General features: G+C 38.6%; 11 protein-coding genes. 10 read left to right on the plus strand and 1 reads right to left on the minus strand.

Features of this window, described 5'->3' with window-relative positions:
* Position 1: 1 nt before the first annotated feature.
* The 8 genes from gyrA (at position 2) to EKM68_RS04720 (ending at position 9,263) form a co-directional block, all read left to right on the plus strand.
* Positions 2-2,524 carry a DNA gyrase subunit A gene (gene gyrA, locus EKM68_RS04685; protein WP_404810795.1) on the plus strand — a complete coding sequence of 841 codons (2,523 nt, stop codon included), beginning with the start codon at positions 2-4 and terminating at the stop codon, positions 2,522-2,524.
* 200 nt (positions 2,525-2,724) lie between these two features.
* Entirely contained in the window at positions 2,725-3,015 is a 291-nt protein-coding gene (gene rpsF, locus EKM68_RS04690) for a 30S ribosomal protein S6 (protein ID WP_125588504.1), read from the plus strand.
* Positions 3,016-3,051: 36 nt separating this feature from the next.
* Positions 3,052-3,633, plus strand: coding sequence for a single-stranded DNA-binding protein (ssb, locus tag EKM68_RS04695; RefSeq protein WP_125588505.1), 582 nt, complete (start codon positions 3,052-3,054; stop codon positions 3,631-3,633).
* Between the two features lie 19 nt (positions 3,634-3,652).
* A complete protein-coding gene (gene rpsR / locus EKM68_RS04700) occupies positions 3,653-3,889 on the plus strand; it encodes a 30S ribosomal protein S18 (RefSeq protein ID WP_025025051.1) in 237 nt (78 codons plus the stop codon).
* Between the two features lie 138 nt (positions 3,890-4,027).
* On the plus strand, positions 4,028-6,040 hold the full coding sequence (locus EKM68_RS04705; RefSeq protein ID WP_125588506.1) for a DHH family phosphoesterase: 2,013 nt from the start codon (positions 4,028-4,030) through the stop codon (positions 6,038-6,040).
* A 14-nt stretch (positions 6,041-6,054) separates the two neighbouring features.
* Entirely contained in the window at positions 6,055-6,510 is a 456-nt protein-coding gene (gene rplI, locus EKM68_RS04710; RefSeq protein WP_125588507.1) for a 50S ribosomal protein L9, read from the plus strand.
* Positions 6,511-6,516: 6 nt separating this feature from the next.
* Positions 6,517-7,896, plus strand: coding sequence for a replicative DNA helicase (gene dnaB, locus EKM68_RS04715; protein WP_125588508.1), 1,380 nt, complete (start codon positions 6,517-6,519; stop codon positions 7,894-7,896).
* Positions 7,897-7,976: 80 nt separating this feature from the next.
* On the plus strand, positions 7,977-9,263 hold the full coding sequence (locus EKM68_RS04720; RefSeq protein ID WP_125588509.1) for an adenylosuccinate synthase: 1,287 nt from the start codon (positions 7,977-7,979) through the stop codon (positions 9,261-9,263).
* Between the two features lie 83 nt (positions 9,264-9,346).
* On the opposite strand, the gene EKM68_RS04725 is transcribed toward EKM68_RS04720, so the two are convergent.
* Positions 9,347-10,273: a hypothetical protein gene (locus tag EKM68_RS04725; RefSeq protein ID WP_125588510.1), complete on the minus strand. Its 927-nt coding sequence runs from the start codon at positions 10,271-10,273 to the stop codon at positions 9,347-9,349.
* Positions 10,274-10,347: 74 nt separating this feature from the next.
* Between EKM68_RS04725 and EKM68_RS04730 the strand changes: the two genes are divergently transcribed.
* Positions 10,348-11,634 (plus strand): hypothetical protein, encoded by a 1,287-nt coding sequence (locus tag EKM68_RS04730; protein ID WP_125588511.1) that lies wholly within the window; start codon positions 10,348-10,350, stop codon positions 11,632-11,634.
* 8 nt (positions 11,635-11,642) lie between these two features.
* On the plus strand, positions 11,643-14,312 hold the full coding sequence (locus EKM68_RS04735; protein WP_125588512.1) for a transglycosylase domain-containing protein: 2,670 nt from the start codon (positions 11,643-11,645) through the stop codon (positions 14,310-14,312).
* The last annotated feature ends 86 nt before the right edge of the window (positions 14,313-14,398 follow it).

Below are 14,398 nucleotides of genomic sequence, written 5' to 3' on the forward strand. Positions count from 1 at the left end.
AATGAAAAAATCTTTCGTCGATTACGCTGCCAGTGTTATCGTATCTCGTGCGCTTCCAGATGTACGTGATGGATTGAAACCAGTTCACCGCCGTATTCTATACGGTATGAATGAATTGGGCGTTACACCTGACAAGCCATATAAGAAGAGTGCTCGTTTCGTTGGTGACATCATGGGTAAGTATCATCCTCATGGTGACTCGGCCATCTATGAATCAATGGTTAGAATGGCGCAGGACTTTAGTTATCGTTATCCATTAGTTGATGGACATGGTAACTTTGGTTCGATCGATGGTGATCCACCTGCTGCTATGCGTTATACCGAAGCACGTATGAGCAAGATGGCAGTTGAAATGTTGCGTGATATCAACAAAGATACTGTCGACCTTGTTCCTAACTACGATGGTGAAGAAAAAGAACCAATGGTACTTCCAGCTAGATTCCCTAACCTATTGGTTAATGGTGCAACTGGTATCGCCGTTGGTATGACAACTAATATTCCATCACATAACTTAAAAGAAGTTATTGATGCGTTACATATTTTGATGCGTAATAAAGACGCTACGATTGCTGACTTGATGAAGGTTATTCCTGGTCCTGACTTCCCAACTGGTGGTATCATCATGGGTCGTTCTGGTATCAGAAAGGCTTATGAGAATGGTAAGGGTACGATTATTCTGCGTGCCAAAGTTGACGTTATAACTAAGAAGAACGGCGCTGAACAGATCATCGTTACAGAGCTTCCATATATGGTCAACAAGGCCAACTTAGTAGAACGTATCGCCGAACTGGCTCGTGATAAGAAACTTGAAGGTATCACTGACTTGAACGATGAATCGGATCGTGAAGGAATGCGTATCGTGATCGATATTCGTCGTGATATGAGTGCTTCAGTTGTCTTGAACAACTTGTACAAGTTGACACAGCTTCAAATTTCATATGGTATCAACATGGTTGCCATCGTTGATAAGACACCACGCGTCTTGTCGCTCAAGGAAGTCTTGCTATATTATTTGAAGCACCAAGAAGTTGTTATCAGACGTAGAACTGAATACGAATTGCGTCGTGCGCAAGCTCGTGCTCACATTCTTGAAGGATTGAGAATTGCACTTGATCATATTGATGAGATCATCAAAGTTATTCGTGGTTCACAAACTTCGAGTATTGCTAAACAAACTTTGATGGATCGTTTCGAATTATCTGACAAACAATCACAGGCTATCCTTGATATGCGTTTAGTTCGTTTGACAGGTTTGGAACGTGAAAAAGTCGAAGCTGAATATCAAGATTTGTTAGTTAAGATTGCTGACTTTGAAGATATTTTAGCAAAACCAGAACGTATCGATAAGATTATCTATGATGAATTACTGGATATTCAAGAAAAATTCGGTGATCCTAGAAGAACTGAGATTCGTGCGAGTGAAGTTGCTAATATCGAGGATGAAGATCTAATCGAAGAAGAAAACATCTTGATTGTCTTGACACACAAGGGTTATATCAAACGTTTGTCCATGGATGAATTCCGTGTTCAAAATCGTGGTGGCCGTGGTGTTCAAGGAATGGGTGTTCATGATGATGACTTTATCGAGCATATGATCTACACATCGACTCATGATCGTTTATTATTCTTTACTAATACTGGTAAAGTCTACAGAACCAAAGGATATGAGGTGCCAGAATATGGTCGTACGGCCAAGGGTATTCCGGTAATCAACTTGCTGAATATCGAGAAGGGTGAGACGATTCAAACAGTTATCAATGTTGACCGTGATGTTGATCGTGAGAACTCATACTTGTTCTTCGTAACTAAGTACGGAACTGTTAAACGTACACCAGTAACTGACTTTGCTAACATCAGACATTCAGGATTACGTTCGATCACTCTCAAAGATGGGGATGAGTTGGACAATGTCTTCTTGACTGATGGCGATAAGGTCATCTTTATCGGAACACATAAAGGCTATGCTGTAACCTTTAGAGAAAGCGACGTTCGCCCAATGGGACGTACTGCTGCTGGTGTTCGTGGTATCAAATTACGTGATGAAGATTATGTTGTTGGTTCATCGATTGTTGAAGCCGGAGAAGAAGTTTTAACTATCTCTGAAAAGGGTTATGGTAAGAGAACTTCTGTTGAGGAATATCCAATCAAGGGCCGTGGTGGTAAAGGTATCAAGACCGCTAATGTAACTGAGAAGAATGGACCAATTGCTGGTGTCACAGCTGTTAATGGTGATGAAGACATTATGTTGATCACTGACAAGGGCGTCATGATCAGATTCAGTGTCGACAGTGTGTCACAAACAGGACGTGCTACCCTTGGAGTTAGATTGATCAAGGTTGACAATGATTCGATCGTTTCAACTATGGCTAAGATTCAAGAAGAAGAAGTTGACGAAGAATCAGCCTCAGAAAAAGACAATGAAAAAACTTCAGATAACTTAGATGATTCAACTAATGATGATGTTTCAAATGATAATGGAACAGATTCCAATAATGATGATTCAGATAGTGATTCAGAAGAATAAAAAAATAATCGACGTTTCTGCGTAATTTGATTATGTATCGTTCAGGATACGTGTCAGGCAGAAACGTTTTTTATTGAAAATTAATGTGGCATTCACTGAAAAATTATGATAGAATCTAACATTGTGAGTATAAAATGTAGTTAATTTATGCTCCTTGTTCTTTCAGTAGAACCATTAGACCATAAGGAGGTGCAGTATTTATGACACATTACGAAATTACATATATCATCAAACCTGATATTGAAGAAGACGCTAAGAAAGTTCTTATCGATCGTTACGACAAGATCCTTACAGACAACGGCGCAACCGTAATCGACTCAAAAGACTGGGAAAAGAAACGTTTAGCATACGAAATTGCTAATTACAAAGAAGGTATTTACCATATTGTTAATGTAAATACTAACGATGACGCATCTATCAACGAATTCGACCGTCTTGCAAAGATCGATGACAGCATGCTACGTCACATGATCATTAAACGTGAAGACTAATTTGTTTCACGTGAAACATTTTAAGGAGGCAGACATATGATTAATCGAGTTGTACTAGTTGGACGCCTGACACGTGATCCTGAACTTAGATACACATCTAGCGGGGCTGCCGTTGCCAGTTTCACCGTTGCTGTAAATAGACAATTCACGAACGCCCAAGGTGAACGTGAAGCTGATTTCATCAACTGTGTTATCTGGAGAAAGGCCGCTGAAAATTTCTCTAACTTTACTAATAAAGGTTCACTTGTTGGAATCGATGGACGCCTACAAAGTCGTTCATACGAAAATCAACAAGGTCAAAGAGTCTATGTAACTGAAGTTGTCGTCGATAACTTCTCATTACTAGAATCTAGAGCTGAAAGTGAAAAGAGAAGTTCTGGATCATCAAATAGTAATTTTGGTGGTAACAGCAACAGTGGTAACAACAGTAACAGCAATCCAAATCAAGCTCCATACAACAATCAACAAAATCAATCATCAAATCAGTCTCCATTTGGCAACAATAATAATAACAATAATCAATCTAACAATAACAGTAATAACTCAAATAATATGAGCGATCCATTTGCTGATAACAGTAAACCAATCGACATATCAGATGATGACTTACCATTCTAATATAGAAGGGATGACTAAAATGGCACAACAAAGACGTGGCGGACGTAGAAGACGTAAAGTTGACTTCATCGCAGCTAACCATATCGAATACATCGATTACAAAGACACAGACTTACTTAAGAGATTTATCTCAGAACGTGGTAAGATTTTGCCTAGACGTGTTACAGGTACAAGTGCAAAGAACCAAAGAAGTCTTACAATCGCTATCAAGCGTGCAAGAATCATGGCTCTACTACCATTCGTTGCAGAAGACTAATTTTTGAAAATTCAGGTCGGGACATATGTCCGGGCTTTTTTTTTACCCATTTTATGGTTCTGCTAGAGTAGATTATTTTTTCTATAAATAGGCTCCGGCTGTGATAAAATTAAAGGGTATATCTAAGAGGGGACTAATATGAAAAAGATAAAATCTAATCTGCGTTTCTTCCTTTCTCGAGTTGATTACTCAACACAGTTGACGGCAGTTTCGTTAGTTGTTATGTTGATATCGATTTTTATAGTTGGACTGATCCATGGCTCATGGAGTGGTTACATTCAGTCGCTATTAGTTGTGATTGCATTTGTACTTTTTATATACTTATTTTTACTTTTAGGAGAAAAAGCTGGTAAGTATACTAATAATTTGCAATATCGAATTGATCGGGGAACGGATAATAGTTTTGTTGAGTATCCGTTGGGAATTTTGCTCTATGATGATGACAAGCAAGTACAGTGGGTCAATCCGTATTTTGTTGAGAAGACGGGAATTGATTCGGTGTATAGCATGAATATTTCTGATATTTCATCCGAATTAGCATCGTTTGTTGATGACGATGAGGATGAAGAAAATCATGGTAAGCATAAAACGATTCAGATCGGTAACAAGTACTATTTGGTACAAGTTCAGACTGAATTAAAAGTAATTTATTTCATGGACATTACCCACTACTCAAAAATTGAGAGACGTTATGAAAAGAATCGTTCAGTGATTGGTCAAGTTTATTTGGATAACTACGCTGAAATTACGCAGTCAATGAGTGATCGCGATATTTCTAATTTGGATAATTATATTACGAATGAATTATCAAATTGGGCATCGCGTGAACAGATGTTTTTGAAGCGGATCGACGATGATCATTTCTTCATTGTTGCTTATACCGGGAAGGTATTTAAGATGGAAGAAACTGGTTTTAAGATTTTGGATGCGATCCGTGAATATACGTCACAGCAAAATGTGCCATTGACCTTGAGCATGGGCTTTGCATACGGAGTGGATGATCTTAATACACTTAATGATGAAGCTCAGAAAAACCTGAATTTGGCTTTGGGTCGTGGGGGAGATCAAGTTGTTGTTAAAGAGATCGGTAAAAAAGCCCGCTTCTATGGGGGGAATACTGACCCGATGGAGAAGCGAACACGTGTTCGTGCAAGGATGATCAGTGAGGCCTTGCAAGAATTACTCAAGGACAGTGACCAAGTTATTGTTATGGGGCATTCTCATCCAGATATGGATGTTGTCGGTTCTTCATTAGGTATCAGACGTATCGCATTGATGAATAACACGCCTTGTAAGGTGGTCATCGATCCTAAGACGATTCATACAGACGTTAGTCGGTTGTTACAACTGATCAATAAAGATCCAGAAATCAAAAATGATATTGTGACTCCGGAAGAATCGATGAATCTTCGAACTGCCAATACTTTGATCGTAATGGTGGATCATTCTAAGCAAAGTATTTCGATCAATCCCAAGTTATTTAATCAATCCAATGAAAAAGTCGTTGTGATCGATCACCACAGACGTGGTGAGGAATTCCCTGAGAATCCAATGTTGATCTACATTGAACCATATGCATCTTCAACAAGTGAATTGATCACAGAAATGCTTGAGTATCAGCCAAAGAACAAAAAATCAGTTGAGAAGATCGAAGCCACATCGTTATTAGCTGGTATCACAGTTGATACGAAGTCATTCTCACTTAGAACCGGTACTAGGACCTTCGACGCTGCTAGTTACTTGCGTTCAGTTGGTGCAGATGAGGCTTTGATCCAAAACTTATTAAAAGAAAATATTGATTCGTTCATTCAAAGAAATCATCTGATCGAGACTATTACAATGGTCGGCGGCAAAATGGCAGTTTGTTTCGGTGAAAATGACCGTTCATATGATCCAGTTATTGTTGCTCAAGCCGCGGATACATTGTTATCATTGAATAATGTTGAGGCATCATTCGTCATCAGTAAGCGACCGGACGGACGCATTGGTATTTCTGCCAGAAGTTTGGGCAAAGTCAATGTTCAAGTCATCATGGAGAAGCTTGGTGGAGGTGGTCATTTGACTGACGCCGCCACACAGATTGCTGATGTAACAGTTGATGAAGCTAAGGATCAATTAGTTGATGTTTTATCGGACAGTAGTAAAAAGTAGGAGGAGTTTTTATTATGAAGGTTATCTTTACTCAAGATGTTAGAGGAAAAGGCAAGAAGGGCGAAGTTAAAAACGTTGCTTCAGGCTATGCACAAAACTTTTTAATCAAGAATAACAAAGCTATCGAAGCTACTAAGGCTAATATGGCCAAACTAACAGCTGAACAAAATCGTGAAGAAAAAGATTATCAAGCTGAATTAGCAGAAGCTAAAGAATTTAAGACAGAGATCGAAAAGGACAGTACGATTGTTGAAATTTCAGCTAAGGCTGGTACTGATGGCAGACTATTCGGTTCAGTTACTACTAAAAAGATTGCTGAAGAACTCGACAAGCAATACGGTTTGAAGGTCGACAAGCACAAAATGGTGCTCTCTGATGGAGCCAAAGCACTTGGATACATAAATGTACCCGCAAAGATTTTTGATGGTGTAGAAGCTACTATAAGAGTTCATATTGTTGAAAAGAGTTAGGAATAAATGAATAATGATATAACTTCACGCATACCGCCCAATGACAAAGATGCTGAACAAGCTGTCTTAGGGGCGGTATTTCTTAGTCAAGATGCATTAGTTGAAGCGATGGAATACGTAGAAGCGGATGATTTCTATCAACACGCTAATCAATTAGTATTCCAAGCGATGGTCAACTTAAATGACCGCGAAGAGCCAGTCGATGTTGTGACGGTTCAGAACGAACTAGATAAGATGAATCAGATCGAAGATGTTGGTGGGGTCAGTTATTTGGCTGACCTGGCTAATTCTGTACCAACGGCCGCTAATACGGGCTATTATGCCAAAATCGTTAAGAATAAATCGGTCTTAAGAAGGTTGATCAACGCTGCGACTAACATCGTTGGTCGTAGTTTTGATGAGGACGATGATCTTGACACGATCATCGATCAATCTGAACGTGACATCATGGATGTGTCTGAAAACCGTAATCATAAAGGATTTCGAAAGATTTCAGATGTTGTTAAGTCGTCTTTTGAAGAAATCGACCGCTTGTATGATCAGGATTCCGATGTTACAGGGCTATCAACTGGATATAAGGATTTAGATGCTTTGACAACTGGGCTACACAAAGATGAATTGGTTATCCTAGCTGCTAGACCGGGTATGGGTAAGACTGCTTTTGCTCTGAACTTAGCACAAAATGCTGCGACAAAGGATCAAGCTACGGTCGCTATCTTCTCACTTGAAATGGGTGCGGAACAATTAGTTAATCGTATGCTTTGTTCAGAAGGCAGTATCGATGCTAATGCACTTAGAACCGGACAATTGGACGAAAATCAATGGAATAGTTTAGTTGTAGCGATGGGAAGTTTATCCAGAACTAATGTCTATATTGATGATACACCGGGTTCGAAAATGGCCGAGATCAGATCAAAATGTCGTCGACTTTTGAAAGAATCTGGAAAATTGGATCTAGTAATTATTGATTATTTGCAATTGATCGAAGGTACTGGACAAGAGAATAGACAACAAGAAGTGTCAGTTATCTCTCGTAACTTAAAAAAATTAGCAAAAGAATTACATGTGCCAGTAATCGCGCTATCACAGCTTTCCCGTGGTGTTGAAGCTCGTCAAGACAAGCGACCCATGTTGTCAGATATCCGTGAATCTGGTTCAATTGAACAGGATGCTGATATTGTTGCTTTCTTATATCGTGATGATTATTATCGAGATGAAGAAGGCGACGGTGAAAATAGTGAACCTGAAAATCAGGAGGATCAAGATGTCGGCGAAGTTGAAGTTATCGTCGGAAAAAATCGTTCGGGTCCGAGAGGAACGGCAAAGCTATTGTTCGTGAAATCTTATAATAAGTTCTCATCCATCGCTAATATTCCAGAAAACTAGAGCGTGTTTCAGAATAGAAGACTATATAAGAAACTAATGAGCCAAAATCCCAAATACAAAGTGCAAGAGGAGAATTGGATATGACAACAGTCGTTGTAGTAGGAACCCAATGGGGTGACGAAGGTAAAGGTAAGATTACTGATTACTTTAGTGGAGAAGCTAACATCATTGCCAGATATCAAGGTGGTGACAATGCTGGACACACATTGAATATCGACGGTAATGTTTATAAGTTAAGATCAGTACCATCAGGTATTTTGTATTCGGACAAAACTAGTGTAATCGGTAATGGTGTGGTTTTGAATATTGAATCTCTAGCAGAGGAGTTACAACGTCTTCATGATCAAGGTGTTGATACAACTAACTTGAAGATTTCAAACCGTGCTCAATTGATCCTTCCATATCATATTCAATTGGATAAGTGCCAAGAACAAGCCAGAGGTAATGCCAAGGTCGGTACAACTAATCGTGGTATCGGACCTGCATACATGGACAAGGCTGCCCGTGTTGGTATCAGAATGGCTGATATCTTAGACAAAGATATTTTCAAAAAAGAATTAACAGAGAATCTTAAACAAAAGAATGAATTATTTACTAAGATCTATGGGACCGAACCTATGGATTTTGATACTATCTATAACAAGTTTTATGAAATTGGTCAAAGTTTGAAGGATCGTGTGATCGATACTTCAGCGTACTTGAATCGTGAATTAAAAGCCGGTAAGAACGTATTATTTGAAGGTGCACAAGGGATCATGCTCGATATTGACCATGGTACATATCCATATGTTACTTCATCTAATCCAGCTGGTGGTGTTACTACTGGTGCTGGTATCGGTGCTCCATTGATCGACAATGTTATTGGTGTTGTTAAAGCCTACACATCACGTGTTGGTGCTGGTCCATTCCCAACTGAACAAGAGAATGAAATTGGTGATTTCTTGCGTGAAGCTGGTCATGAATACGGAACAGTTACACATCGTCCACGCCGTGTTGGTTGGTTAGACACAGTCGTTTTGCGTCACTCAGCCAATGTTTCTGGTGTGACACATCTATCACTCAACTGTCTTGATGTTTTGACAGGACTCAAAGAAATCAAAGTATGTACGGGTTATGACTTGAATGGCAAGATCATTGATGAATATCCAGCAAACTTGAATATCTTGGCTCAATGCAAACCAGTTTATAAGACTTTCGCAGGTTGGGATGATGATATTACCCAAGTTAAGAATCTTAGTGATTTACCACAAGAAGCTCAAAATTACTTGAACTTCTTGAAGAGTGAACTAGGCGTTGAATATGCGACCGTTTCAGTAGGACCTGATCGTGAGCAAACGATTGAAGTTAATGACGTTTGGAATGCATAAGAGCGTGTCAAAACGCATTTTAGAACCACAAAAAAGGAGCTAGAACTACTTTTGTTAGTAGTTCTAGCTCCTTTTTACATACCCTAATTCTTATCATCAGTAGAAATAATTCCCCGTTGGAACTTAACGAATTTATTACTATTACGATTGAAGGTCAAAGTATAGTAATAACTAGTATCTTTAGTCTGTTGTTTCAAATAGATCCGTGAGTATCGTGGTACGTCAGACAATTGATATCCGACGATCCCAAAATTAGTAACTCGTGAATTAGAATTCTTTGCTAAATTATAAAGTCCATTGTTACTGTCGTCAGGGTTCAATCCCAAGTTGATCGAGAGCTGGTTAAAATTACCGGGATCAGTCGCATTTGCCATTGTTAAATTGGAATTGATTATAGTAGTTTTGATTCGTTCCATGAACGGCTTGGCTTGATCGATTCCCGATGTACCTAATTCAGTATCTTCGATGACATATTTAGGCGGGAATTTGTTCGATTTGGTATTCAGATACTTGGCTGAAGTTATATTGTTGTCTTTATAGTAGAGGCGATAGCGATAACTGACGATATTTTTGGTATCATCGTAACGATTGCAACTGACAGTGATGTAGTTACCATTGTTATCACGTCCAAAGTTCAGTAAGGTCATTTTATAAATATAACGGTGAGGTTCTTTGTCGACTTTTTTGAGCAGACTTTTTTCTTGCTCACTAGACAAAAAATCTAGCTCCTTAGTGTTCTGATAATTGTCATTGATAGTTGAAACCAAGCTGATCGCCCTTAACTTGGTCTTTTCCATATCACCAGTTTTCAGTGAGATCGACTTTGGTGCTATACCTTCATCGACATTCTTAGGATTAACAATCAGTGAAAATGGAATCGTCATGCTAGATATCTTGTCGACAGTTTTGTTCTTAATGTTGTAGATGTTGAAGCCATAAGCAATGCCGACCAAAATAATTAGTCCTAGCAAAACAAACCATTTGATATATTTTTTGTTTAATTTTTTCAAATTTTTCACCCTTTGTAAGTGTGTTACCTTAATATATATAATATACAAAAAGATATGTGTATTTGGAGAAAATAATGAAAGATAAGAAAGATTTAAGGGGTAGCAAAGATTATATGGTTATTGGCGCTGCGGTTGTTGGTATTATTACAGCGGTAATATTTTTTGTGATGCTCTCGCGTGGAGTGGTCAATGCAGTTGTTACTTCTAAAATATCTAGTCAATATCAGGACAAAGAGTTAGAAGTCTTGAAGACTGATCTTGATTATCATTCGTTGGATGCTATCGGCAAGTTGATCGATGTGTCCGATGGATATGTAGTTACTTCCGATAATGTCAAAAAATACCATGAGCTCGAACAATACGTCAATGCTAGAAAGCAGCGCTCAGCTGAGATAAATAGTCTCTATGACGGTAAGAGTGATTATCGTGATGATGTGAATGACGATAAGATCAACAAGTTAGATAAGAATTTGCTCAAAGAAAAGAATCAAGATGTTTATCAAAAACTACGCAACAAACTGGATACGATTCAAATCTGGTATGAACAGACCCGTGATGCTGATAAGTATATTTCCAAAGTCTGGGATGCTTTTAATGAAGATAATGCTAGTTTGAGTTTTAAGAAGGTCTCGATGTCTAGTACTTATTATAAGCTGATCAAGAATAAAACTGTCAAGAAACAATGGTCTGATGCTGTTAAAAAAATGCGTGATTACTATAGTAGTCATCAAGGTGAGAGTACACAAGTCGAGGCTGCTAAGCAAGAATTAGAGGAGTTGCGTAACTCACCATTAACGGAGAAATATACACCAGCGCAAGTTGATATCGTTTCTAGTTTGGACTTCTCCAGTGATGCTGAAGATGCTTTGACAGCTGCTGGATTAACTGGCAAGTATGTCTTGTACTATGATTCAAGTTCGAATAATCTTGCTTTGATGACAAAAGTCGGCGGCAAGTATGTAGCTCAAGATGGTTATATCAGTGTTTCGAGCTCACAAGTAAGTAAAGGTAAGTATACTATCAAGCGATTAGTTTCAGCTGGTTCATCAGATGCTATTATCACTGACAGTAGCAATAGCAGCTTCGGTCAATACGTGACTGGTGCGACAACCGATTCCCTATCGGACTTGGATGTTACTGATGCGGATAATACAACAGCTGACTTCAATTCAGCGACACCAGTCTTCTGGTTCAAGAACAATAGTGCATTGACGAATTCAATTTACTTCAGTAGTAGCAGTACGATCGGGTTTATCTATGCCGGTGGCTCGAGTTACAACAATGGTATGCAGATCAGTTCATCTGATTTATCGAGCTTGAAGTCTGAAGTTTCAACAGGTATCACATTCTATGTTAATTAGGGGTCATTATGAGAGAAACAAATCTTAGAAGGAAACATGTTAAACGACATAGAAAATGGCCATGGGTCATCTTAGTTATTGTTGTCTTAATTTTGGTTGGAACTGGTTTATTCTGGGCCAAGTATGGTTACGACATCAAAAACAATATTGCTGATGGTTATTCATATAGCCAAGGGCTGACAAAAGGCGACTTTAAGCCAAAAAACAGCACCGTTATATATGATCGTAACGGTAAGGTCATCAAGAAGTTGTCTCAATCAAGTTCTGATTATACACCGATAAATGAAATTAATTCGAAGATAACCAAAGGACTAGTAAAAGTAGAAGATCAGCGTTTTTACATTCACCACGGTGTCGATCCGTATGCTATCCTGCGTTCGCTAGTAGCCAAAGTCATGCGCCGTCGAATTGAAGGTGGTTCGACGTTGACGCAACAACTAGTTAAAAATGTTGTCTTGAAGGATCAGTCACAGACGTTCAATCGTAAATTAAAAGAAATGGTTATCGCCCAACAATTGGAGAAGAAGTTTACTAAGAAGCAGATTCTTGAATTCTATATTAACGATGTCTATATGGGCCACGGTTCATACGGATTCAGTAGTGCGGCTAATTATTATTTCTCACAAAATCAAAGTGATTTATCAATTGATAAAATAGCCATGCTAGTCGGCATCCCTAACAACCCGATCTACTATGATCCAGTAAACTATCCGCAAAGATCATTGTTGCGCCGCAACATGGTTTTATCCATATTCTATAAGAACGGTGTGATCAGTAAATCGACATACCATAACGCTAGGAAACGTCCATTAGGGATAAAAGTAAACGAACATAAGTATGATAATGATGTCTCTAACAATTATGCCTTGAGTTACGCCGTTTACAGCGCGACCGAAGAATTGATGAAGTCATCAGGCTTCACGATGAAATACAAATTCAATACGGATGCACAGCGAAAACAATATAATACTGAATATCAACAAGCCTACGAACGTGCCCATGGTGAATTAATGGATGGTGGTTACAGTATTCATACGTCAATCGATATGGACATTCAAAATCAAATCGAAAGTATCGTTGCTAAACAATATGCCGCCTATACTGGTAGGGATATTCACGGCAAGCTAGCACCACAAGTATCAAGTACCGTCATTGATAATAAGACTGGGGATGTTCTGGCAATTGTTGGTGGACGTACGACTGACGGTGATCAGGTCAACCGAGCTATTATGGGTTATCGTCAACCTGGTTCAGCAGCTAAGCCTTTAACAGCCTACGCACCGGCTTTTGAACGTGGATATTTACCACAGAGCAGTGTGATTGACTCAGCCGTTAGTTCAGCGTCAGGTCATAGTATTACGAACTGGTATGACGGCTATACTGGTAGGACAACGGTTCGTCATGCTTTGGAAAATTCGATCAATACGGTTGCATATAAATTAGCCTCTGAGGATACGAAACATACTTACTATAATAATCTAACTAAAATGGAGTTTGCCAGGATCGCACCACAAGATAATAATCCAATTGTTGCGATTGGTGGATTTACTTATGGTGTCACAACAACTGAAATGGCGTCAGGTTATAGTTCATTCTCGCGTAATGGACAATTTATCCATCCAAGTAATCTAACGAGTATCTATGACACTTCACATGAAAGATATATTTATCAGAACACACATTTGAAGAAAAAAATCTATACCACTGATGCTAGTTATATGATGCTCAATACCATGCAATCAGTTATTACTGATGGTCTAGGCAAGGCTGCAGCCCTAGATAACTACAGTCACACAGCTGGTAAGACAGGTACTACTGATGATACGAAGGATTCTTACTTCGTTGGTATGACCAAAGGGTTTACGATTGCCAATTGGACTGGTAACGATGTATCTTCGTCATTAACTGCAACTGAGCAGTCACTACCGATGTCGACTTTTAAGGCTGAAGGTGAATATCTCGTCGATCAGTTGAAAGAAAAAGACACTGACTTCAAGAAACCAAGTACTGTCAAAGTAAGTGGTCAGAACTTAACAGTCGTTAAGAGTAATAAGCAACCAAGTATTCAAGATGTGATTGATACTAACTTCAATAAGTTTAACAAGGATCAAGAATCGAAGAACGACAATCGTCTCTATAATATGGATTATCGAATCATCTACCACTTGACTAAGAAAGAAGAGTTCAGTCGTGAGCATAAGGTTCAAAAAGCCATCGATAAATATAATGAAACGCCGATCAAGAAGCAGTCGCAGTATGATAAAAAACTTGATCAGATTCAGAAGATTCGTTATTTGAACGCTAATGTCAAACGACAAAGTGCTAAGATAAAATTCAATAATCAAATCTTGCAGTTACAAAAGGATCTTAATATGAGCCAAGCAATGTTCCAATCTGAAAAGGACAACAAGAAGATCGCCGGTTATGATGCTCAAAAGGAAACTCTTGAAGAACAACGTGATAAAGAACGTAAGGATAAAGTATCTAAGCTGCAAACACAATATGATTCACAATTACAAAAGGTTAAAGATGCCTACAAAAATAATGATTCTGATAAGGAAGACCAGAAGCAAAAGCTGATCGACATCATGAATGAAATTAGAAGTTATGGTGGTAGTGCACCGGATCTGAAGTTGAACGTTGATAGCAGTACATCAAGTAGTAGTACGAATAATTAAACAAAAAAAGGCTCTTTGTCAAATAGTATTGATGAATAACTTTTAACCATAGGCATCCTCATTGAGGATGCCTATTTTCATGCACA

It is taken from the genome of Companilactobacillus jidongensis, from assembly GCF_003946575.1.
Classification (GTDB): Bacteria; Bacillota; Bacilli; order Lactobacillales; family Lactobacillaceae; genus Companilactobacillus; species Companilactobacillus jidongensis.

Bases quoted from the DNA above. Each gene is read 5' to 3' on its own strand.
- EKM68_RS04720 (WP_125588509.1), top strand. From the start codon at position 7,977: ATGACAACAGTCGTTGTAGTAGGAACCCAATGGGGTGACGAAGGTAAA.
- gyrA (WP_404810795.1), top strand. From the start codon at position 2: ATGAAAAAATCTTTCGTCGATTACGCTGCCAGTGTTATCGTATCTCGT.
- ssb (WP_125588505.1), top strand. From the start codon at position 3,052: ATGATTAATCGAGTTGTACTAGTTGGACGCCTGACACGTGATCCTGAA.
- EKM68_RS04705 (WP_125588506.1), top strand. From the start codon at position 4,028: ATGAAAAAGATAAAATCTAATCTGCGTTTCTTCCTTTCTCGAGTTGAT.
- dnaB (WP_125588508.1), top strand. From the start codon at position 6,517: ATGAATAATGATATAACTTCACGCATACCGCCCAATGACAAAGATGCT.
- rpsR (WP_025025051.1), top strand. From the start codon at position 3,653: ATGGCACAACAAAGACGTGGCGGACGTAGAAGACGTAAAGTTGACTTC.
- EKM68_RS04735 (WP_125588512.1), top strand. From the start codon at position 11,643: ATGAGAGAAACAAATCTTAGAAGGAAACATGTTAAACGACATAGAAAA.
- rpsF (WP_125588504.1), top strand. From the start codon at position 2,725: ATGACACATTACGAAATTACATATATCATCAAACCTGATATTGAAGAA.
- EKM68_RS04730 (WP_125588511.1), top strand. From the start codon at position 10,348: ATGAAAGATAAGAAAGATTTAAGGGGTAGCAAAGATTATATGGTTATT.
- rplI (WP_125588507.1), top strand. From the start codon at position 6,055: ATGAAGGTTATCTTTACTCAAGATGTTAGAGGAAAAGGCAAGAAGGGC.